The sequence below is a fragment of the Candidatus Magnetaquiglobus sp. genome, from assembly GCF_058402785.1.
Window position 1 is genome coordinate 15,635 of sequence record NZ_JBZVFG010000036.1, and the last position, 23,357, is coordinate 38,991.

The 23,357-nt window shown below is 64.2% G+C and carries 10 protein-coding genes; 3 read left to right on the top strand and 7 right to left on the bottom strand.

All coding sequences use genetic code 11. The annotated features are described in order from the left end of the window. Window positions 1-131: 131 nt before the first annotated feature. Both pbpC and ACV4UY_RS11945 read right to left on the bottom strand, forming a co-directional pair. Window positions 132-2,294 (bottom strand): penicillin-binding protein 1C, encoded by a 2,163-nt coding sequence (gene pbpC / locus ACV4UY_RS11940; RefSeq protein WP_491607814.1) that lies wholly within the window; start codon window positions 2,292-2,294, stop codon window positions 132-134. Window positions 2,295-2,377: 83 nt separating this feature from the next. Beyond that, window positions 2,378-8,347 carry an alpha-2-macroglobulin family protein gene (locus tag ACV4UY_RS11945; protein WP_491607815.1) on the bottom strand — a complete coding sequence of 1,990 codons (5,970 nt, stop codon included), beginning with the start codon at window positions 8,345-8,347 and terminating at the stop codon, window positions 2,378-2,380. A 402-nt stretch (window positions 8,348-8,749) separates the two neighbouring features. Between ACV4UY_RS11945 and ACV4UY_RS11950 the strand changes: the two genes are divergently transcribed. Beyond that, the gene (locus tag ACV4UY_RS11950; protein ID WP_491607816.1) at window positions 8,750-9,562 is read left to right on the top strand and encodes a CbbQ/NirQ/NorQ/GpvN family protein; all 813 of its coding nucleotides are present in this window, start codon (window positions 8,750-8,752) and stop codon (window positions 9,560-9,562) included. Window positions 9,563-9,564: 2 nt separating this feature from the next. After that, window positions 9,565-11,676 carry a nitric oxide reductase activation protein NorD gene (locus ACV4UY_RS11955; protein WP_491607817.1) on the top strand — a complete coding sequence of 704 codons (2,112 nt, stop codon included), beginning with the start codon at window positions 9,565-9,567 and terminating at the stop codon, window positions 11,674-11,676. A 35-nt stretch (window positions 11,677-11,711) separates the two neighbouring features. On the opposite strand, the gene ACV4UY_RS11960 is transcribed toward ACV4UY_RS11955, so the two are convergent. From ACV4UY_RS11960 to ACV4UY_RS11970, 3 genes are all read right to left on the bottom strand, one after another. Then, window positions 11,712-12,194 carry a DUF423 domain-containing protein gene (locus tag ACV4UY_RS11960; RefSeq protein WP_491607818.1) on the bottom strand — a complete coding sequence of 161 codons (483 nt, stop codon included), beginning with the start codon at window positions 12,192-12,194 and terminating at the stop codon, window positions 11,712-11,714. After that, complete coding sequence (locus tag ACV4UY_RS11965; RefSeq protein ID WP_491607819.1) at window positions 12,175-12,603, bottom strand: cupin domain-containing protein; 429 nt, start codon at window positions 12,601-12,603, stop codon at window positions 12,175-12,177. Before ACV4UY_RS11965 ends, ACV4UY_RS11960 begins: the two co-directional genes overlap by 20 nt. A gap of 72 nt (window positions 12,604-12,675) precedes the next feature. Beyond that, window positions 12,676-13,581 (bottom strand): hypothetical protein, encoded by a 906-nt coding sequence (locus ACV4UY_RS11970; RefSeq protein WP_491607820.1) that lies wholly within the window; start codon window positions 13,579-13,581, stop codon window positions 12,676-12,678. A gap of 462 nt (window positions 13,582-14,043) precedes the next feature. Here ACV4UY_RS11970 and ACV4UY_RS11975 point away from each other — a divergent pair, with 462 nt between their 5' ends. Continuing rightward, window positions 14,044-17,136: an HlyD family type I secretion periplasmic adaptor subunit gene (locus tag ACV4UY_RS11975; protein WP_491607821.1), complete on the top strand. Its 3,093-nt coding sequence runs from the start codon at window positions 14,044-14,046 to the stop codon at window positions 17,134-17,136. A 17-nt stretch (window positions 17,137-17,153) separates the two neighbouring features. Here ACV4UY_RS11975 and ACV4UY_RS11980 read toward each other — a convergent pair whose 3' ends face one another. Together ACV4UY_RS11980 and ACV4UY_RS11985 are read right to left on the bottom strand one after the other, a co-directional pair. Then, window positions 17,154-18,497 carry a TolC family outer membrane protein gene (locus ACV4UY_RS11980; RefSeq protein WP_491607822.1) on the bottom strand — a complete coding sequence of 448 codons (1,344 nt, stop codon included), beginning with the start codon at window positions 18,495-18,497 and terminating at the stop codon, window positions 17,154-17,156. Window positions 18,498-18,533: 36 nt separating this feature from the next. Further along, a partial coding sequence (locus tag ACV4UY_RS11985) for a tandem-95 repeat protein (RefSeq protein ID WP_491607823.1) occupies window positions 18,534-23,357 on the bottom strand: 4,824 nt, incomplete at its 5' end.

The window sequence follows — 23,357 nt, forward strand, 5'->3', positions numbered from 1 at the left end:
CACAAAGCGCGCAAGAAACGGTCCAGAACAGCCGCTCACCTGCCACCCGGCGTCGGGTGACAGGATCGAACGGATCCAGGGGCGAGGGTGTGAGCGAATCAAGATTGCCACCTCCATCCCAACGATCCCGCTCACTCCCGCTCCACTTGCCGGGTCGTGCCCCGCACCTGAAAACGGGCGCGGTCGAGCAGACGCCCCTCGCCATCCAACAACTCCCATTGATGGGCTCCGGGCACCAGTTCCCACCCTTCCGGCACGGCTGGCCAAGGCACGCCATCCAACCGCCACTGGTTGCCCGGATGTATCGGGCTCATCCGGGGGACAAGCCTCTGGAGGCCGGGCGGGATGTCCGGATCCATGGCCAGGATGGTGCCATCCCCCGGCGAACGGATCCGGGAGGGACGCAACGCCCCATCGTGGAGCCGGATCGTATCGCTGCCGGTGCCGGTCAGGAACCACTCGCGACGGGGCGGTTCCACGGCGGGCTCGAAGAGAATCGACCTGTGGATCATGTCTGCCCCCGGAGGCAACTCCGGACCGGCTCCACCGGATCCGAAGCGGTGACGCACCGCCAGCATCACCTCGAGCCACACCTCGGCGGCACCGGAGATGCCCGACACCTCGCGCATCGGCTGGCCATCGAAGTTGCCCACCCAGACCCCCACCGTGAACCGGGGCGTGAAGCCGATGCACCAGTTGTCCCGCATCCGTTTGCTGGTTCCGGTCTTGACCGCGCTCCAGAAGGGAGTGGCGAGCGGATTGCCCAATCCAAAGGTGGGGGTGCGGGCCAGGGGGTCGGAGAGGATGTCGGCAAGGATGAAAGCGCTCTCCGCCGAGGTGACCCGCCGGGGTGCGGGTGGCTGCCGGTCCGGCTCCAGGACCAGGGGGACGAACAGACCGCCGTTGGCCAGGGTGGCATAGGCATTCACCTGTTGCCAAAGACTCACCTCCACCGATCCCAGAGCCAGGGCATGGCCGTGGAACGACCCCTCCTCGCGAACGTGGCCATAGCCGAACTGCCTGAGCCGGGCCGCGAACGGGGAGAGACCGGTCACCATCAAAACACGCACCGCCGGAACGTTCAAGGAGGAGGCCAGGGCGGTGCGGGCGCTGACCCAGCCGCGAAACTCCCGGTCATAGTTGTTGGGCTGGTAGATGCCGGTCGGCATCACCAACTCCACCGGAGAGTCTTCCAACAGGGAGGCGGCGGTGATCAGACGCTCCTCGATGGCCAACTGGTACAGGAACGGCTTCAAGGTGGAACCGGCCTGACGCAGCGCCCGCACGCCATCCACATGCCGGGCCGACGGATCGACGCCGCCACCCCCCACATAGGCCAGCACCGCCCCGGTGGCATTTTCCACCACCAGCACCGCCCCATCCCGAACATGGTGACCAGCCAGTTGCGCCAACTGTCGATCCAGGGCCTCGCTCGCGCTCCGTTGCAAATCGGCATCCAGGGTGGAGCGCACCCCCGAGGAGCCGCCGATATCCGGTCCGCGTCCCCTGATCAGCCAGCGGGCGGCGTGGGACGCCAGGGCGACCTCGGCGCGCACCGGCGGCAGGCGTCCCCGCAACAGACGCTCGGCCCGCGTCGTCAACTCCGGACAGGAGAGTTCCGTATCGATCTTTGCGGCCAGGGCACAGGCACGGGCCGTGGTGCGGGCGACCGGCCCGTTGGGCGCGGGCAGTTGCGCCACCAGAAGGATCGACTCTGCGGGCAGCAATCCGGACGGGGCCTTGTCGAACAGGCTGCGACTGGCGGCGGCGATCCCCTGCAACTCTCCCCGGAACGGCACCAGGTTCAGGTAGGCCTCCAGGATCTCGGCCTTGCTCCAGGAGCGCTCCATGGCCCAGGCGGCGCGCATCTGACGCCACTTCTGCCTCAATCCGCGACGTCCGCTCCAGCCACCGGAACCCCGTTCGAGCAGACCGGCCAACTGCATGGTCAAGGTGCTCGCCCCACGCCGACTGCCGTGCAGAAGTCGATCCTTGAGCGCCCCGAGCACCGACAGCCACGACACCCCCCGATGCTGGTAAAAGGCGCGATCCTCCACCCGTACCAGAATCTCCACCAGATTGGGGGCGATCTCCTCCAGAGGGATCCAATTCAACCGCCGCCTGGCATGATCCACCCGGATCGGCTGCAACGGACGACCCTCCCGATCCAACAGCCACACATCGCTGCTGGCATGGGCAGCGCGCACGGTCTGGAACGCCGGAACTCCTGGCGCGCCGGGGAGGTCACGCTCCAGCAGCAACCCGATCAGAAACACCCCCACCACCCCGATCACGACCCCACGCAGCCCCCCTCCCCGCCGTGGATTCAACCACCCATACGGGGTCGGATCGCTTGCGGGGGATGACCGGGATCCGCTCACGGCGCCACGATCATCGGCTCCAGGGGCAACGCGCCGAACAACTCCGGAGCGTACATCGCCTCGACACGAGCCGCCGGAAGCTCGAAACGTCCGGCATGATTCAAGCGAAGGGTATATTCAACCACCCATTCGCCCTTGGGAAGCCACTCGAAATAGGCCCGGTATCCTTCCGGGGTGCGCTCCTCGAAACGGATCATGCCCCCTTTCTTGCGACCGGCATCCAGGATCGCCGAATCGTTGCCCAGCCCACTGCCCAGAATCACGCTGCCCGCCGGCACCGGATCGCTGACCGCCACCCAGCTCATGTCGGTCATGGCGTCGATCGTGAGCCGGACGCGCAGCAGATCCCCGGCGCTCCAGACCTCCGCGTTCTTGCGCACGATCGGCGTCACCGCGCGGGTCAGCCGATAGCCGCTGTTCAGAGACTCTCGCAAGGGGATCGCCGCCCGGCTCTGCACCGTCAGCCAGGGTTTCCCCTCCCCCTGATGCGACACCTTGAGTTCCGCCGGTCCGCCCTCGGACGGCCAGGGGAACGCCAGGGTTCCGCCTCGCGGCTGATCCCGCCAGTCCAAAGAGCGGCTCTCGCCGGCCAACGCACCCTGGCTGGTCCCGGTGACCGGACCGCCCTCGAACCGGCTGGCAAAGGCGTGCAGCGCCACCACCCCCCAGGCGTTGGCCGGAGTGGTGGCCCAGTGACCCCGCACCTGTCGGGCGAGGATCCCCCGCGCCAGGCGCGGCAGATCGTCCCGCCAGGCCGGATCCTCGGCCACGGTGAGCAGCAGACGGTTGAGGTTGGTTTCCGGGGAGACCATCAGCCACCAGAGGTTGTCCCGGCTCTCCGAGGAGAGGGTCATGGCCGTGCCCTGGATGTGCAGACGACCGCGCAACGCCTTCATGGCTTCGGTCAGACGCTGCTTCTGTTTGGGGATCTCCGGCGTGCGGTTGAGCAGATTCACCCAGTCGATGAGGCCGGAGGCGGGCCACTGTTCCACATCCACCCCCAGAATTCCGGCCAGCGCCACGGGCACCCGCCGATGGCGGGAGATCGCCTCCAGCGCGGCGAGTTTGCGCAAATTCAGATCCGCCGCCGGGATGGGAGACCGGCGCGGGAGCTTCCCTTCGACGAACCGCTGCAAGCCGTCGAGCATGCGGGTTCGGGACTCCTCGGGAATGGTCAGCCCTCCGGCATGGGCCACGGCAAGCAGATAGGCGGTCAGGCTGTCGCTGCCCGGCGAGGCGCCCGGAAAATACCTGGCCAGGCCATCCTGGTCCAAATGACCCGGCAGGGAGGCCATCACCTTGTTCCAGGACTCCGCGTCCCGCATCACCACCGCCTTGGAAACCCTCTGCTCCAGACAGGTGAAGGGGTATTGCTCCATGTACGCGCGCACCCCGTCCAGACTCCCGATCAGGCTCTCCTGGAGCAGCAGGCGGATTCCGCCCTTGCCCGGCAGGGCATCCGGCAGGGTGGAAACCGGAAGCGTCGTCGATCCGGCAAGGGGTTGCAGGGTGGCCTGGATCACCTCGACGGGATGGACGGGACGCACCTGCTGGGTGGTGATCAGCCGATCGGAGGCCTCCGGTGCCGTGGCGGTCACGTTCCAGCGCAGCCCGCCCGCATCCGTGGGCACCGCCATCTCCCAGATCGCCAGATCGCCGGCTCCGGGAGCCAGAGTCAGGGTGACCGGATTGCCCGCCGGCACGTCGATTTCCGAGTTTTTTCCGCCCGCCGGAACCAGAACCGACGCGGTGGCGTTCACCTCCACCGTCAGGGGACGGTCGGAGCTGTTGCGAACATGGAAACCGGCCCGAAAACGATCCCCTTCCCGCACCAGATCCGGCAGGGCCGAGGTGAGGATCAGATCCTGGCCGGTGCGGAAACCGGTGGCCCCGGTGCCGAACAGATCCGCTCCCGCGCTGGCCACCGCCACCACCCGAAACGAGGAGAGCTGATCGTTGATGGGAACGGTGACCCGTGCCTCGCCCTTGGCGTCCAGGGTCACCCGCCCCTCCCAGAGCAGCAGGGTATCGAAAAGCTGTCGGGCCGGATGCCGTCCGCCCCCGCCTCCGGGATGGCCGGCCTTGCGTCCAAAATGGCGCCGTCCGATCACATGCTGCTGGGCGGTGCTGGTTTCGGTGTGGAGCGACCGTTTGGACATCATCGTGGCGAGCAGATTCCAGGAGTCGTTGGGCTTGAGTTCCAGCAACCCCTCATCCACCACCGCCACGGCCACCTCCGCATCCGGCGGCAGGGAGCGTCCCTGGGGCGGGGTCACCGCGATGGCGACCTCGGCCTTGTCCCGAACCGGATAGACCGCCTTGTCGGTGGTCACCTTCACCCCCAGCGCATACCCTTTCCAGCCCACCTTGAGCTGGGCATAGCCGACCCTAAAGGCCGGCTTGCCCAGATCCAGCAGAGCGGTCGGAGCCATGCCGGTCACCCGTCCCCGCACCGCCAGCACCGAAATGAAGACATTGGGGCCGTAATGATCCCGGATCGGCACGCGGATGATCGGGTTCTCCCCGCTCAACGGACGGGTGAAGGCCTCCAGCACCCCTTCCCGCTCCACGGTGATCAGACCGGTGGCCTCCCGGAAGGGCATGCGCACCTGAACCACCGCCTCCTCGCCCGGTTCATATTCCGGCTTCTCGGGAATCAGGTCCATGCGGTTGTTCTGCACCGACTCGAACCACTGGGAGTCGGAATCGTTCAACCACACGATGCCATGGGCGAAACTGGGCTGTCCATCCGCATCCACGGCTTTCGCCTGCAACGCCACCTCCCCCTTGACCGGCGACTCCCGGTTGCAAAAGAGCCGGCCCTGGGCATTGGTGACCCCGGAACAGAACTCGCCGAACGATCGCTCCTCGCGGTGATGGTCATATTCGTAGAAACCGCCGATCAACCGCTTGCGATGCGAATAGAGCTTGCGTTCGAACAGCTCCACCGCCACCTTCACCCCGGCCTGGGGGTTGCCCGCCCCATCCACCGCCACCACCTGAAACCCCAACTGACGTGGAGCATCCATGCGCCGATCCGAGGAGATCCCCAGCAACACCTTGGACGGAAGCCGGAGGATGCGGGTGGTGTGGGTCTGTCGATCGCCGTTGGCATCCAGGAACTCCATCTCGGCGAGCAGGGTCTGGGGGGTCTCGGTGCGCGGCAGATCCTGCAACGCGACCCGTCCGCTCCCCGTGGCATCCAGAACCAGCGATTGAACCGGAAGGATCTTTTTCAGCCCTTCCCGCGCCTCCCCGACCTCGCCGTCCGGTTCCTCCTCCTCGCCCGCAACGCCCCGATGCGTCCTGGGCAAGGGGCCATTGGCGATCTCGAAGCCCGGATAGCCGTCGAATTCGAGCTGCCTGGGTTGCAGCATGGCGCGCACCCGCACCGGCAGATGGCCCGCCGCCCCGCCGGAAAAGAATGCCGCGTGCAGATCCAGCGTCACCTCGCCACTGGCCGGCGAGGTGTCCGCCTTGGGCGAGATGCTCCCCCGGATCACCGGCACCCGGAACGACTCCACCCGGAACTGGCCGGTGGGAATTTCGTGGCCGTTTTCCTGGCCCACTTCGGTCAGGAACACCTCATACGTGCCGCTTTTGGCCTCCGGCGGGATGGTCCATGCGTTGAGGGCCGTCCCTTTTTCGTCCCAGCTCATGGGCAGGTTGGCATAAACCCGGCCACTGCCTTCATGACGGATGTTGCAGGCTTTGTCGAGCCGTTTCCTGTCCGGGAGGACCATGCCCCGTTCCACCGTCTGCCGGGCGAAATGTTTCATGGAGACCGTTTCGCCGGCCCGGAACAGCGCACGGTCGAACACCGTGGCAAAGCGGGCATCGCTGGAATCCCGCTCTGCCCAGGCCTCGTAGCCAAGATTGAAATCCCAGACACCCAGCCCCTCGCCCCAATGGGAAAGATCGAAGGAGAGATCCGCGCCGAGTCGGGCGGTCACCAGATGGGAGCGCCCCTGCCCCCCGGCGCAGACGGGCAGACTCTCCGGACCCGGCAGCGGGCCGGAAACCGTGAAGATGCCCTGGGCATCGGTGCGCCCCTCGACGAAGCGGTTGCCGGCGCAATCCCCGATGGTCACCTGGGCATCGGCCACCGGTTTGCCCCGATCCAGAGAGGTGACCCACACCAGCGAAGAGTCCCGACCCCGTTTGAAATGGACCGCCAGATTGGTCACCACCACCGTAGCCGGGACATGATAGGGCTTGGACTCGCCGTGCAGGTGGGCTCCGAGCCGGTCGCTGGCCAGCTCCACCACATAAAGTCCTGGCTTGGGCAGCGGAATCCCCACCACCTCGAACGCCTTGCCGCTCCCCGGTCTGGGCACGGAAAACGGCTCCAGCAGCGCCTTGTTCTCCAACAACGACGTATCGAAAACCGATTGTTCGCCGGGTTTGATCTCCTCCCGCTCCTCTCCTTGCGGATGTTTCACCGCACGCGGCTGGGTCACCGCGATCCGCCGTTCCATCCAGCGCAAGAAGGCCAGCGGATCCTCCAACCTCAGCCGATGGCCGCGTATTTCCGACGATTTGGGCCAATAACGCTCCCGGAACGCCTCCCAATGGCGCTCCAGGGGGGTGGCGGCGCGGGCCGAGGCAATCTCGGCCTCCTCGGAGCCGGGATGGGCGGCGTCCAAGGGCAACAGGGACTCCAGATTGCGCAGGGTCACCGGCAACGCGGCGCCGCCCGGTGCGGGATCGCTCCCGTCATCCGACACGTTCGCCTCAAGAAAACCGAATCCCGCCGCGAACTTGGCCAAGGGTGGAGTGGAATCGGTCCGCACCGTCAAGGGGAAACGGTCGGCATCGAGCAGGGGGCGCTCCGCATCGTCCTTGAGACCGGGCGGCAACGCCAGGGTGAAGGCGTGCTCCACCGGGAACGGTCCGGGAAAGATCACCCGGTTCACCCACTGCCTGTCCTCGTCGTCGAACCTGGGCGGGTAGGTTTCGCCGCTCTGGGAGGTCAGACGAATCTTTTCGGCATCAACGCGCGCGATCGGGGCCGAGAAATCGAGACTCATGGGCAGAATCGGCATGCACTGGGCATCCAGATTGGCGCGGGGACAAGCGAACTCCGCCGTGAACCCCTTCTTCACCTTGAACGCCACCCGCAACGGCTGACGGGTGGTCACCCCCGCCGTGGAACGGATGCCCGGTTTCATCACCAATCCCACGCTGGCATCGCTGGGAAAGCGTTGGGTACACTGCACGGCGACGAAAGGGGCATCCTCCTGTTGGGCCAGGGCGACGACCCGCTGCTCGCGGGTGGCCGTTTCGGGGAGTCCGGGGGTGAAGTGCCTCCCCAAACCGCCGTGGGTCAACTCCCGTGCATAGTGGTTCATCAACGGATGGGAGAGCTTGACCAGGGCTTGCAACGGCTCGCCGGTGATCAACCGCACCCCCACCTCTTCGCCGATCCCCGGAATGTCGCAGAACAGATTCTGGCGCACCGACGCATGATCGAGTCGGGCCAGCCCGCCCAACAAGAACACCTGATCCTCGCTGACCATCTGCCTCGGATCGAAAACCGTCAGCACCGGCTCCCCGGTGGTGAACGCAAAGCGCCTCTCCCCGCCGATCGGCTGTCCATCCACGGCCCGCAACCCGGCCTCGCGGAGGAAAGCGCACTTGAGCCCCGTTGGCAGAGGGTGATCGAAATCAAAGGCCCAGTTGCGGTCATCCACCCAGCGCCCCTGCCCCGTGACCGGGCAATCGAGGATGAACGGCTCTGGCAACTGACGCGGATCGCCGAAGGGGACCATGGCGCGGTTGAATCGGAAGGTGGCCTGGCGGCGCTGTGAACCGGACGGCACGGTGAAGTGTTCGATGCGAACCCCGGCGTTGGGTGCCGCCGCCCCCTCCCCGGCCTCTGAAATGGCCAAAAACAAGACCAGGAGCAGGAAGACCAGCACCCCGTTGACCGCATACCGCATCCCACGCCCCACGGATCCCTGCATGGCCCTGGCTCCCGAATCAAAAAAACACGATGAAAACCTGAAGGAGTGTCAACCACGATCCTGGGGATCCGCCCCCCAATCCAGTCCCGATCCCCTGGCATCCCAATGCCCCCGGTTCAAGCCTGCCGCAGCTTCGCATCGGGCTTCAAGTATGCGGGAAACGACGCGGCAAGATCAATGGGGGAACCATCCGAAGGCGTGGGACACAGACCCTGCCCAGGTCACCTCGGATGCCCCAAGAATCGCATCTCCTTGGCTTTCCCGTCACCCGCCGGTCGATGGCGGGAATTTCCCCTTCCCCATCATTCCTGCTTGATCTTCCCCAACGGGTGGGGCAGGATCAGCATTCCCATTCGCATCGACCCCATCGCGGCGCCAGGCTCCCAGGGAGTGAAACCAGTCATGCCCAACAATGCCATTGAAGTGGAAGCCAATCTGATTCGCGAACAACCCTATTTCGCCTCCCAGGGGTCCGAAATCGAGCTGTTCAACGCCGCGTATCGGAATCGCATTCCCGTGCTGCTCAAGGGACCGACCGGATGCGGCAAGACCCGCTTCGTCGAACACATGGCCTGGCGGCTCCAGCGTCCCTTGATCACCGTCTCCTGCCACGAGGACATGACCACGGGCGATCTGGTGGGGCGTTTTCTGGCCGTGGGGGGTGAAACGATCTGGCAGGATGGTCCCCTGACCCGCGCGGTGCGCCACGGCTGCATCTGTTATCTCGATGAGATCGTCGAGGCGCGCAAGGATACCATCGTGGTGATCCATCCCCTCGCCGACGACCGCCGGGTGTTGCCCATCGACAAACTCGGCATGCTGTTGAAGGCCGCGCCCGAATTCTGCCTGGTGATCTCGTACAATCCCGGCTATCAAAGCGTCCTGAAGGATCTCAAACAGAGCACCCGGCAACGGTTCGTGGCCATGGAGTTCGATTATCCCTCCGCGGATCTGGAAGCGACCATCCTCGCGAGCGAAACCGGCATCGATCCAACCCTGGCCGATCTGCTGGTGCGGTTCGGACATCTCACCCGCAACCTGAAAGGCAACGGCCTCGAAGAGGGGGCCAGCACCCGTCTGCTGGTCCATGCCGCCCGATTGATTCAATCCGGCACCCAGCCCGCCCCGGCCTGCGAGGCGGCCATCACCCGCGTGCTCACCGACGATGCCGAGATGTTGTCCGCCATCCAGGCGTTGAGCGCAACGATCTTCTGACCATGCGGCCACGCGATCCCCCAACCGACACGCTCGAGGAGATCGAAGCGTGGCTGGAAGCGATTCTCGAAGCCGCGCTATCCTCCCGGCGCACCGTCACCGGGATCGCCCGGATCTGGGCCGAACGCACCCCCGATCAACGCCGGCTGCTCCTGCACTGGCTGCCGATCGTGGCGGGGCTGAATCCGGAACTGGGCTTTCAGTGCGCCCGCATCGTGCCGGCCTGGCTCGACGATCTGGATCCCGAAACGCTCAAGCACCGACTCCAGGAGGTGATGCACCGGTACGATCAATCCGGATTGCAGGCCGCGCTCGAAGCGTTGCGGGGCGGTGGCGATTCGGTGCGCAACGCTGCGGCCACCGTGCGGTTGAGCGCGGTGATGGGGGTGTTGCATCACTTCGTCACCGGCCTGGGAGGCCGACGCCTGGCGATTCAGGAAGGGGCCATCCCCCTCACCACCACCGAAACCCTGATTCTTCCCCCCACCCTCTCCCTGCCGGGCCAACCCCACGATACGCTCAAGCTCTACGAATGCCAAACCGCCCATCTGTGGGCGTTGGGACGATTCGGAACCTATTTCCTGGAACTGCCGGAACATTTGTCCCACCATCCGGATCCCGAGGATGCCAGCCGCTGCTATCTCACCCTGGAGGCCTATCGGGTGGATGGGATTCTGACCCGGCGACTGCCGGGTTTGGGACGGTTCATGGCCCCCTGGCTCCACCCCAACCGCTTCGCCCCGCCCTGGAACACCCATCTGGCGGCGTTGCTGGCCACGGACGGCTCCCGTCAGGAGAGTCTCAACCGGCTGAACGCGGTGTATGGTTCGCCCTTGCCCGAACCACCCCCGTTTCATGCCGCGCTCGATTTCAAGCCGGCACTCCTGGCCATGCAACAGCGTCTGGAACGGGAAAAACGGCTGTTCCGGAAGATCCTCGGCACCACCCTGGCCAACCAGAAACCACGCCAGATGCCCACGGATCGAACGGAATCGACCCTGGAGGCGACAACCCTCGACGACGGCATGACCCTCGAACTCCGTCTGGACGGTCAACCGCTGATCCTTCCGGACGACTTGCAGACCGTGGCCCGTTCGATCGTGCAGGATCTGGGACACCTGCCGCCGGAATACCTGCAAGCCGCCGGTCCGGGCGGCTATCGGGCCGACACCAGCGGACAAGGCGAGGCGGATCCCGATTTCGCCCGGATCACCCGGGGCGATCTGCCCGAGGATGCGTTTCTCTACCCCGAATGGGATCACCATCGTCAAGGCTACCGGCGGGATTGGTGTTTGTTGCGGGAGCGGACGCTGGATGGCTCCGACGATCCGGTGTTTGCCAGAACGCTCCAGAAACACCAGGGATTGTGGCAACAGTTGCGCCGCAAACTCGAATGGTTGCGCGGGGGGGATCGCTGGCTGCGACGCCAGGAACAGGGCGACGAGGTGGACACCGATGTCTGGCTGGACGCCTGGATGGAGGCGCGCATGGGACGGGAGACCGATCCCCGGCTGTTCCGCCAGCGCCGCCACGACGAACGCAACATCGCCACCTTGATCCTGGTGGACATGAGCGGGTCCACCAAGGGGTGGGTCAACGAGGCGATTCGCGAAAGTCTGGTGCTGTTGTGCAAGTCGCTGGAGATGTTGCGGGATCGGTTCGCGGTGTACGGTTTTTCCAGCATGACCCGCAAGCATTGCGATTGGTATGTCATCAAGCGGTTCGATCAGCCCCTGGATGCGCAGGCCGAAGGTCGCATCGCGGCCATCGCACCCAAGGACTATACCCGCATGGGGGTGTTCTTGCGGCACGCCACCCATCTGCTCAACGAACAACAGGCACGCATCCGACTGCTGATCACCCTTTCGGATGGCAAGCCCGAGGATTACGACAGCTTTCAGGATGGGTATCGGGGGAGTTACGGGCTCAAGGATACCCGCCAGGCGTTGATCGAGGCCAAACATCTGGGCATCCATCCGTTTTGCATCACCATCGACCGGGAGGCGGGGGAGTATCTGCCCCAACTCTACGGACCGGCCCGCTACGTGGTGCTCGACGATGTGCGCCTGCTCCCCTTGAAGATCACGGACATCTACCGCCGCCTGACCAGCTGAGCCCTGCCTTCCAAACGGGCCGAATCCGGCTCCGTTCACCCCCGCGGGGGTTTGACCGACCAGGCCAGAAACAGCCAGCCGCTCAAGAAACAAAAACCGCCCAGAGGGGTCAGCGCCCCCAGAACGCGAATCTGCGTGAGCGCGAGCAGATACAGGGAGCCCGAAAAGATCGCGATCCCCGCCATCAGCAACCATCCGGCCCGGATGGCCCGGCGCGGCTGGGGAGCCCGTTCCGCCACCACGCCGGCCAACACCAGACCCACCCCATGCACCAGGTGGTAATAGGCACCGGTCCGCCAGGTCTCCATGGCCGCCTGGGAGAGCGACGCCATCAGGGCATGTTTCCCGAACGCCCCCAGGGCCACGGCCAACAGAGCGTTCAGGCTGCCGAGAAAGATCAACCGGCCCGCCGCGCTCACCCCGTCACCCGCCGCGCTCACCCCGTCACCCGCCGCGCTCACCCCGTCACCCGCCGTACGTGCGACATGCGGGCTGTCGTCATGGTTTTGGAATGACATGGCTCAAACCATCCGACCCGATGTAAACCGCCAGGATCCGCACCGGCACGGCGCCGCGATTGGTGCCCCGGTGCCAATGGTTCATGGCCTCCATGAAGGCGCTGCCGGGCTGAAAGGTGCGCGTGCCCTGATCGCCATAGTCGATGGTGACCTCGCCGGAGAGGATGTAGGCATACAACGGGACGCCGTGTTTGTGCCAGGCGGTCTCCTCGCCGGGGTCGATGGTGACGATGGTCGAGGTGATGTTCATCGGCGCACCGTCGGGCAGACGCAACGGCTCGTTCAACACGGTCTGACTGGTGGTCAGCAGAGGTTGAACCTTTTGATAGGGTCCATCCGCATGAACCGCCTCGAGCGGCACGACGAGGATCCCCCCCATCATCAACGCGATGCGTGCGAGTCTGATCATCCTGAATCCGGACGTTGCGGGTGATTGAATGTGTGAACCCATGGGGTCACGGGGCGAGGATCGATTCACGCCTCATGCCGACAGATGGACCGCCCTGAGCACCTTTTCGACCGAGAGGTGGCATGGCAGCTGGGTGTTCGTGTGATGCCAGGCATTGAATACCGGTGTGAACGGAACCCCGATGCGGGAATTCATGCCGCCAAACCAATCCAGCGTGCCGATGAACTGGTGTTTCTTCTGGCAGCTTTCGGGCAGATCCGTGACCGCGCCCAGGGTCACGACCTGGAGTTTGTTCAAGCACACATGCCCGGCTTGTTCGCGGAGGAACTGTTCGAGCACGTAGCTGATCATCAGGCTCCCCTTGCTGTGTCCCAACAGCAAACGCAGATCCCCCGTCTGTTTGGACAAGAGCGTCATCAACGTTCTGGTATCCTGGTCGCCAGGGGGGGCGATGAAGGGCAGTTTGTGCCACTCTCCTGTCGTGGCCGCCTGCGCGACCTTCATCCCCCAGGTCATTTGCGGGAGCCGATTGAGAAAATTCTCCAACTCCATGCGGGTCTGGTCCACGGCACCGTAGAAGTACCACCCGCTCAGCGCTTCGTCCAGGATATCCAGCATGCCATAGCCGGTCACCACGGCGGCCACATCCATCTGATAGACATTGGCGACGTTGCGCGCCAGTGCCGCCGCGCCCAAAACCGAACTGCCCACACCGGCCAGCACGATGGCCTTGGCCGGGTGATCCTGGCTTTCGAAAAACGCCTCCACCGATGCATAATGGCGAATCGACGGGCATCGGTTGCTCCGCGCGGGGGAGACCACGACGATGGAGCCCTCCCCTTCGATCAAAGGCGTGAGCTGGGAGCGTTCCGAGGCGGTCAGGGCATCCACGTCATAAAAGAGCGCATCCGCGTAGGCGTTGCGATTTTTCAGGTGGGACGATAGCACTTTGACCATCGAATCTTGCCAGTCTTTCATGGCTGTCTCTCCGTTGGATAATGGTTGCTCAGCGAGAATATCACCGCGATCATACGTCAACCGACTCCCTTGGAGAAGTGTAAATCGAACGCCGCCAGGATGCACGGAAACGACGGTTCAGAACCGTTGACAAAGCGCCGACACCCTCCCCACCCTCTTGCCACCGCTGGAAACCCGGTCGGCACGCCACGGATCGCGGGGGGTGGTGATCTGGCGGAAAAAGTGTTCCAATGCCCCCTGGCGATGACTGGTGATGCCCTCCCTGGAGCGCCCTTGCGGGGCGTTGCCCGCGTGGGAAGGGGATGGGGCGTGGCCAGCCTTTTTCGCGAGGCCGTTCCGGGAAATCCCGCCAGGCCCCCTGCCCCTCTCCGCTTGCGGAGCCTGGCAGAGCCCGGACGGATGTGCGCAGGCATCGCCCCTTTCATTCCCCACCAACGTATCCATCCGGTTTGACGCGGTGCCATGGACACAACCAAACACGCTCTTTTCTATCCTGTTTCACTGTGGGACCGACTGGTGCAACAGCCTGGATTGGGAACCCAGATCCTGATCGCCTCCCTGATCATCCATCTGCTCGGATTGGCCTCCTCGCTGTTCGTGATCCATGTCTTCAACCGCTACCTGGGACATGGCATCGCCTCCACCCTGATCACCCTGTCGGCGGGTCTGCTGTTGGCGGTGGTTCTGGAGTTCGGGTTCCGTCAGGCCCGGCATCGCATGGCGGAACGCTTTCTGCGCCAGCCGGAAACATGGTTGCAGGACCGGCTCTTCGCGGTTCTGGCCCGCGCCCGGATTCCCCACCTGGAACGGCTGGGCTCCCAAACCCATCCAGAGGCCCTGCGCGCCCTGAACCAACTGCAAAACACCTGGTCGCCGGTCAACCTGCTGGGGCTGACCGATGCCCCCTTCTCTGCCCTGTTCTGCCTGGCGATCTTTCTGCTCAACGGAGAGCTGGGCCTGGCGGTGCTGGTGGTGCTGGTGACCATGACCCTGACCCATTTCGCCTTCGGGCTCTCGGCCAACGACCAATCCAGCCAACTCGCCCAATCCCAGGCGCGCCTCGGCATGATCCAGGCCTCCTATCAACACCTCGACCTGGTGCGCTGCGCCAACGCCGCCCCCTGGCTGGAACGCTTGCTGGGCGAGCGGTTCGCCGAAACCATCCAATACCGGCGCACCCTCCATGCCCTGCAATCCCTGCTGCAATCCCTGGCCCAGTCCGGACAGGGGATCCTCACCCTGGTGGTGATCGCTCTCGGCGCCCAGCTGGTGGTGGCCGGCAAACTGGATACCGGCACCCTGATCGGCATCAATCTGCTCTCCGCCCGCGCCCTGGCCCTGATCGGCAGACATGCCCAACTGCATACCAGCCTGGTGCAGGCCAAACAGTCGCTCACCTTTCTCAAACGACTCCTCGAAGCCCCTCTCGAATCCGAACAGGGAACCCAACCGCCCCACCACACCGGACGCATCGGTTTCGCGGACATGGCCTTCCATCACCCCGGATCGGCCTCGGTGCTGTTCGAGTCGCTCAACCTGAACCTCCAACCCGGCGAATTGCTGCTGGTGCATGGCGGCAACGGCAGCGGAAAAACCACCCTCGCCCGCCTGATCCTGGGGTTGATCGAACCGGCACGCGGCGCCATCCTGGCCGATGGCATCGATCTGCGCCAACTCCAACCCGCCTGGTGGCGACACCAGGTGATCTACCTGCCCCAGGAGGTCCAGTTCTTCGAAGGCTCCCTCAGGGACAATCTCGCCATCCTCGATCCCGAGGTCAGCGAAACGCGGCTGCTCGCCATCCTGCGGGAGGTGGGTCTGGAACGGTTCCTCACCGAAAGCCCCGAGGGGCTGGGACGCATCCTGACCCGAGGCGGCGCCAGCCTCCCGTTCGGAATCCGGCGCCGTCTCGCCCTGGCCAGGGCGCTGGTGGGGGATGGACGCCTGGCGCTGCTGGATGAACCCTTCGAGGGGTTGGATCCGGAGGGGTGTCAACATGTGGCGCGGGTGATCCAGAATCTCCGCGCCCGCGGATGCACCATCCTCCTCTTCTCCAGCAACGACAAACTGCTCGCCAATGCCAACTGGAGCTGTGATCTGGATGTCAAACCGACTCCGGCCTTGCGCGCCAATCCCCAGGGACAGCCGCCCGCCCTCCAGACCGAAACATCCGCCAGACCCGTCGCCTTCGCCACCCTTGCCGGCCCATCCCCGGAGAATCTCGATTCGAACCGTCTGCAAACCCTGTTCAACCTCGGGCTTGGCATCGCTTTCGCGCTGCTGATCGCCTGGGCTCATGTCGGCAAGCTCGACATCATGAGTCTCGCGGAAGGCAAGATCGTCCCCTCCAGTCAGTTGCAGCAAATCCAGCATCTCGAAGGAGGGATCATCCGGGAGATTCTGGTCCAGGAGGGGCAAAAGGTTGAAGCGGGACAACCCATGGTGGTGCTGGACACCTTGGCCAACGCTTCGGATCTGGGCGGTGTGCTGCAAAAGATCCGCACCCATCAAGTCGATATGCGCCGTTTCATGGCCGAGGATGGAGATTCCGAACGATTCGCCCTGGAGCCCGGTTTTGCCTGGCCGCCCTCGGTGCGCGCCTGGCTGGATGGAAACGACGAAGCCTTGGGCGCCGCATTGCTGGCGCGTGTCCACGAAGAGCAACTGCTGCGTCAGACCGAGGAGCTGTTCCAGGCGCGCCGGGAAAAGGTGCAATCCGCGCTGCGCACCCAGGACGAGGATATCCGCCAGAAAGAACAGGATATCGCCCAGATCCAGGCCAGGCTGAAAAGTCTGGAACAGTCGGTGGCCATCATCGACGAACAGTTGAGCATCAGCGCCCAGATGATCAAGGCCAAGGCCACGAGTCGCTTTGAACACCTGGGGCTGCTCAAGGAGAAGACCTCTTTGACCAGTCGCATCTCCGAAGACGGCGCGGCCATCAAAAAGGCCGATGCCGCCCTGAAAAAAGCTCAGGAAGAGCGGCGCACCATGTTGGGGCGTTTCCGCGAGGAGGTGCGCATCGGGCTGGAAGAGAACCAACGCAAGCTCAACGAAGCGGTCCTTCAGTTCGAAAAGCTGGCCGACAGCCTGGAACGGACCACGATCCGCGCGCCGCTGGCCGGCACGATCAAGACGATCCATCACGTCACCATCGGCGGCGTGGTCGGACCGGGGGAGACGGTGCTGGATCTGGTGCCCGGGGATGAACGGTTGCTGGTCGAGGCCCGGTTGCTGGCCGCCGACGTGGGGCATGTGCGGCTGGGCCAGCCGGCCCATGTGCAACTCTCGTCCCGCGATGCCAGCCGGTTCGGACGCCTGAACGGGACCGTGGTCCACATCGGGGCCGATACCCTGGTGACGCAAGAGGGATTCACCTATTATCTGGTGCGCATCATGGTGGAACGGGAGTACTTCGAAAACAACGACAACCGCTATGATCTGGTGCCTGGCGTGGTGGTGAGCGCCGGCATCATCACCGGCACCCGTTCCATTCTGGAGACGATCCTCTCACCCTTCCTGGCCAACATGACCTTTGCCCTGTCGGAACGGTGAGCGGGATCGGGGGCGAATCACCTGCCCTCTGATTTGGGTTCACCGCCCATCGTATCCCGCAGGCGTCCCATGCCACTGAGGAGTTGATAGGCCGAAAGCACCCGTTTGAACTCCTCGGCCTGCCAATCCTTGCGCGCCACGTAGAGGGCATTTTCCGAATTGAGCACATCCAGCCAGGTGCGTTTGCCCAGTTGGAACTGATTGTGATACGCCTGGGTGACGCTGGCCGTGACCTCGACATGTTTTTTCAGGTGACGGACACGGGGTTCGGAGGATTGCAGACCCGCCCAGGCCCGCTCGATCCGCTCCCGCGCCATGAGGCGGGTGTTGTCCAGAATCTCGCGCCGTTGCCCGAGACGCTTGGACATCTCGTCCCGTTCCGCCCGATCCCTGCCACCCCGGTAGAGGTTGTAGTTCATCGTCACCAGGGCCGAAACCGAGTTGTCATGCCCTTCCACACCGTTGACGTTGGCATTGTTCGACAGATTCAGCTTCAGATCCACCGCCGGCAGGAAATTGGACCGGGTAAGATCCTTGGACGCCTCGGCGCTTACCACGTCCGCCCTGGCCATCAACACGGAAGGGTGATCGACCAGGGCCACCTCGATCGCGGCTTGCAGGGTATCCGGCAACCCCTTGGGCATGGCCGGCATGGTCAAGCGGTCGGGCTTGCGGTTGACGACCCGCAGAAACCGGGCCACCGCGCTGTCATACTGTCCCTGATTGGCCGCCAGATTGGCCAGGGCCAGCGCCAGGCGACTTTCGGTCTGTTCCACGTCGGCCACGCTGCCGCCGCCGGCTTCGGCCTTCTCTTCCACCACCTTCTTCACCCGTTGATGCAACAACACATAATCCTTGTCCAGCTCCAGCAGTTGTTGCAAACGCATCACCTCCAGGTAGGCCTCCACCACGGTGATGCCGATGGTCTCCTCGACGTTGGCCAGATTCTGCCCGGCGGAATCGACGTTGGCCTCTGCCTGTCCCAGGTTATATCGGGTGCGCAGGGCATCGAAAACCGGTTGGGTGATGATCACGCCGGTCTCACCCCGCGTCAGGGTGAGGTTGTGATCACCGGGATTGTTGACCGCGCGCGTGGTGGGATTGTCGCTGGTTTCGCGGCCATACGTGCTGGAAAGGTCGATGCTCGGATAATAGCCCGCCTTGGCCTTGGGAAGGGTGGCGAGCACCGCCTGAAGATTGTCGCGCGCGGCCAGGACCTCCGGATTGTTGTCCAGGGCATGATGCACGGACTCAAACAGGGTGATGCCACGCGCGGGTTGGACGGGCAGCAGAAACATCAAGCCCGCCAGAACGGAAGCACGCAGCAGGCGCGCTCCGGACCGGCCTGTTCTCTTATGCATGAATCATGGACTCCCTTACCAGACTCCAAGGAGGAGTCATCCCCCCAAGGTGGAAAAATGAACGGCAGGATCAGGATGGATGAAGGGATCAGACGGCTGGAGCGCTTCATGAGCCACGCTCCAGGCGTGCTCCCGTCCCGCGTCCCCCTCCTGATCAGACCACGCGGGCAGAACATTCGCGCCACTCCCGGTCCACAAGGGCGAACCCCCACTCTCCATCCAGGGATGGGTATCGGGCAGCGCTTCGTGGGTATCCAACGCATGCAGCCGCACAATGGGCGCGTCGCTGGCGACCAGATTCCCCAAAAACGACTCCGGGTTCCAGGCATCGGGCCAGGCGTGGTCCAGGCTGGCATGAGCCTGATCCCGCGCCATCATCTCCTGGGGTGATGGCGAAAACACCCCATTCTCCAACGAACGGTTATCGACAGTCAAGGCAACCTCTGCCAGGAGCATCCCTCCACCCTCCGCAGTTTCGGCCCGCCCATGGGACAACACCTGTCCACCGGCATCGTTCACCCCCACCAACGCCTTCTCCAGGCTGATGGCCGTCAGATTCCAGGCGTCCAGCGAGGTCAACTCGCCGGCATCGGTTTGGCCATCGCCGTTGCCATCCCGCCAGACCGACAACGACTCGAACCCGGAGTCCATCCGGTCCACCTTGCCGTCGTGGTTGCCATCCAGGGTGGACAGCGCATCCATGCCGCTCGTGTGCCGGGACCCGGCATGAAACTCCGAGAACATCTCGGTGATGTCGTCGATGCGTCCATTGCCGTTGAGATCCCGGACTAGGAAACCATCCGCGCCGTCGATCCACCCCATGCGGTTCAACGACCCGTCCGGCGACATGGCGAACGCCGAAGAACCCGCCTCGGATACGGTCAGATGAATGCCGTCGCCGTTGAGATCCAGCACCAACGGATCGACCACGATCTTCACCCCGGCGCTCTTGGTGGTCGTGCCGTCGCTTAGGCTATAGGCGAAATAGTCGCTTCCCAGCCAGTTATTCGCCGGGGTATAGATCAGTTGCGCGCCGCTCCCGGAAAGGGTCCCATGGGATGGCGCGGTCAGAATGGTACTGGTCAGGGCATCCCCGTCCGGATCGCTGCCCAGGATGATCGTCGTAGCGGTGTTTTTATGGGTTGAGACCTCTTGATACTGTTCATTGTACAACGAGCGCACCTCGGTGCCGTTCAGGGCCCGACCATAGATACGCACATCGTCCAGATAACCGTTGAAATTCTGAATGTTCTGTTCGTAGTCGCGCCCGATGGTGAACGGGGTGGTGATCGCGAAATTGACGGTGTTGCTGGTCGAGGTGACCAGGGTGCCATCCACGTACAGGGCCTGGAGATTCGAGGCGTTATCGAATGTCCCCACGATCTGGTGCCAGGTGTTGGCGGATGAAATCGGCGCGGACAGGGCGATGGTGTTGACCTTGAAGGTCATGGAGGAGGCGCTGCCCTCGATGTAGAGTTCATCGTTGGTGGTATGGGCTTCCAGGATCTGGTTGGTGCCGGTCGAGGAGAGCTTGAACCAGGCGGACAGGGTGACACCGGCAAAACCGGTATTGTTGGTGATGCTGCTCAAGGTCGGAGTCAGGGCATAGCCGGAAGCGGTATAGAGGGACTGGCCCGCATGACCGGTCGAATAGATCAGGGATCCCTTGGCCGAGGCGTTCAATCCCAGTCCCGAACCGTCGTTCAAGTTGCCGTCAAAGGCGTAATGGGCCAGCAGACCATCCACCGGAACGCTGACAGGCACTTCGACCGCATCATTGACCGCGGTGACGACGATGCTCGCCGTGGCCGTGTCGGTCCCGCCGTGGCCATCGCTGATGGTGTAGCTCCATTGATCCGTGCCGTTGAAATGGCCGGTCGGCGTATAGGTGAGGGTGCCATTGGCATTGACCACCAGGGTGCCGTGGCCCGGCGTGCCGTAGCCGGTGATCGAAAGGGTGTCGCCGCTGTCCGGATCGGTGTCGTTGGCCAGCAGCACCGAGGTCGCGAAGTTGAAAGCCGTGTCTTCACGGGTGGTGAGCGAACCATCATCCACGGCGTTCGGAGCGTCGTTCACCGCCCGCACATCCACGGTCAAGGTGCCGGGCGCGCTGGAGAGCCTGCCATCGCTCACCGTGAAACCGATGGCCGTATAACCACTGCCCGAGGCATTGGCCACCGGCGCATAATTCAACTGGCCACCCGCGATCTGAGCCGCCGTGATCGTCGCGCCTTGGGAGAGACTCTCGTTGGAGTCCAGAACGCCGTCCCCATCCGCATCCCGCCACAGGGTACCCTTTCCCGGCAGGGTGGTGAGGGTCACCGAGGCCAACGTGTCGCCGTCGATATCGGCAAAACCGAAATCACCGCTTTGCAGGGTCAAACGGCCATCCTCGTCCATGGTGAGGGTTTTGTTGGCCGCGGTCGGGGCATCGTTCACGGCGGTCACATCCACGGTCAGGGTGCTGGCCGCGCTGGAGAGCGTCCCATCGCTCACCGTGAAACCGATGGCGGCATAGCCGCTGCCCGAGGCATTGGCCACCGGCGCATAGTTCAACTGGCCACTCCGAAGCTGGGCCACCGTGATGGTCGCCCCCTGGGAGAGTCTCTCGCCGGCATCCAGAACGCCATCGCCATCCGCATCCCGCCACAAGGAGCCCTTTTCCGGCAGGGTGGTGAGGGTCACCGAAGCCAGGGTATCGCCGCTGTCCACGTCCGCAAAACCGAAATCACCGCTCTGCACGGTCAAACGACCATCCTCGGCCACGGTGAGGGTTTTGTTGGCCGCAGTCGGCGCGTCGTTCACAGCGGTCACATCCACGCTCAGGGTCCGGGCCGCGCTGGAGAGCGACCCATCGCTCGCCGTGAAACCGATGGCAGCGTAGTTCGTTCCCGACTCGTTGACAACCGGGGTGAAAAAGAACTGACCGCCGGCGATCTGGGCCGCCGTGACCGTGGCACCCAACGAAAGCGCCTCGCCGGCATCCAAAACGCCGTCCCCATCCGCATCCAGCCACGGCGTCCCCTTCCCCGACAGACTGGTGATCGTCACCGAGGCCAGGGCATCCCCATCGATATCCGCAAAACCGAAATCGCTCGCTTGCAAGGTCAAACGACCGTCCTCGGCCACGGTGAGACTCTTGTTGGCTGCGGTCGGCGTGTCGTTCACGGCGGTCACATCCACGCTCAGGGTCCGGGAGTCGCTGGAGAGCGCCCCATCGCTCACCGTAAAACCGATGGCGGCGTAGTTCGTTCCCGACTCGTTGGCAACCGGCGAAAAAACCAAATGGTCACCGGTGATCTGGGCCACCGTGACCGTGGCACCTTGAGAGAGACTCTCGCCGGCATCCAAAACGCCGTCCCCATCCGCATCCCGCCACCAAACCCCCTTGCCGGACACCCCGGTGATCGTCACCGAAGCCAGAGCATCCCCATCGATGTCCGCAAAGCCGAAATCGCTCGCCTTGATCGTCAACAGGGCATCCTCATCCGTGGCGAGACTCTTGTTCGCCGCGGTCGGCGCGTCGTTCACCGCGGTCACGTTCACGGTCAAGGTGCTCGGATCGCTCGACAGTTCGCCATCGCTCACCGTGAAGACGATACCGGCGTAACCACGGCCAGACCCGTTGGCCTCCGGCGAGAAGATCAATTGGCCAGCCGTGATCTGGGCCGCCGTGACGATCGCGCCTTGGGTGAGTGCCTCGCCGGAATCCAGAATCTTGTCCCCATCCGCATCCCGCCACAGGATGCCCTTTCCCGACAGGTTGCCAATCGTCACCGAGGAGAGGCTGTTGCCATCCACGCCGCTGAAACTGAAGTCCGAGGTCTGGAGGATCAAGGGAAGATCCTCCAGCGTGGTCAGGGTCGTGTTCGCCGCGGTGGGCGCGTCGTTCACCGGGGTTACATCCACGGTCAGCGTCCGGGAGTCGCTGGAGAGCGCCCCATCGCTCACCGAAAAACCGATGGTGGCGTAGTTCGTTCCCGACTCGTTGGCAACGGGCGAAAAAATCAGATGGTTGCTCTTGATCTGCTCCACCGTGACCGTGGCCCCCTGTGAGAGCCCCTCCCCGGCATCGAGGACCCCATCACCGTCCGCGTCCAACCACAGCGTGCCCGCTCCGGTCAGCGTGGCAACCGTCACCGAAGCCATGGCATCGCCATCCACGTCCCCGAAGCCGAAATCGATGATCTTCAACGTCAACAGGGCATCCTCGTCCATGGTGAGGCTCTTGTTCTCCGCGGTCGGCGCGTCGTTCACTGCGGTTACGTTCACGGCAAGGGTTGCCGGCACGCTCGAAAGCCCGCCGTCGCTCACCGAAAAGCCGATGCTGGCATATCCGTTCCCCGAGGCATTGGCGACCGGCGAATAGAACATCTGGCCACCCGAAATCTGGGCCGCCGTGACGACCGCGCCTTGGGAAAGTGCCTCGCCGGCATCCAAGGTGCCATCCTGGTCCGCATCCAGCCACAGACTACCCGCGCCCGGCAGGGTGGTGAGGGTCACCGAGACCAGGGCATCCCCATCGATGTCGGCAAACCCGAAGTCGCTCGCCTGGAGGGTCAACCGGCCATCCTCGGCCAGGGAGAGGGTCTTGTTCGCGGCGGTCGGCGCGTCGTTCACGGCGGACACATCCACGCTCAGGGTTGCCGGCACGCTCGAAAGCCCGCCGTCGCTCACCGAAAAGCCGATCCCGGCGTACCCGGTGCCCGAAGCGTTGGCCACCGGGGCGAACAGAAGCTGCCCGCTCGTGATCTGGGCCGCCGTGACGATCGAGCCTTGGATGAGCGCCTCGCCGGCATCCAGGCTGCCATCCTGGTCCGCATCCAGCCACAGACTACCCGCGCCCGGCAGGGTGGTGAG

Bases quoted from the DNA above. Each gene is read 5' to 3' on its own strand.
- ACV4UY_RS11945 (WP_491607815.1), bottom strand. From the start codon at position 8,347: ATGCAGGGATCCGTGGGGCGTGGGATGCGGTATGCGGTCAACGGGGTG.
- ACV4UY_RS11950 (WP_491607816.1), top strand. From the start codon at position 8,750: ATGCCCAACAATGCCATTGAAGTGGAAGCCAATCTGATTCGCGAACAA.
- ACV4UY_RS11955 (WP_491607817.1), top strand. From the start codon at position 9,565: ATGCGGCCACGCGATCCCCCAACCGACACGCTCGAGGAGATCGAAGCG.
- ACV4UY_RS11960 (WP_491607818.1), bottom strand. From the start codon at position 12,194: ATGTCATTCCAAAACCATGACGACAGCCCGCATGTCGCACGTACGGCG.
- ACV4UY_RS11965 (WP_491607819.1), bottom strand. From the start codon at position 12,603: ATGATCAGACTCGCACGCATCGCGTTGATGATGGGGGGGATCCTCGTC.
- ACV4UY_RS11970 (WP_491607820.1), bottom strand. From the start codon at position 13,581: ATGAAAGACTGGCAAGATTCGATGGTCAAAGTGCTATCGTCCCACCTG.
- ACV4UY_RS11975 (WP_491607821.1), top strand. From the start codon at position 14,044: ATGGACACAACCAAACACGCTCTTTTCTATCCTGTTTCACTGTGGGAC.
- ACV4UY_RS11980 (WP_491607822.1), bottom strand. From the start codon at position 18,497: ATGCATAAGAGAACAGGCCGGTCCGGAGCGCGCCTGCTGCGTGCTTCC.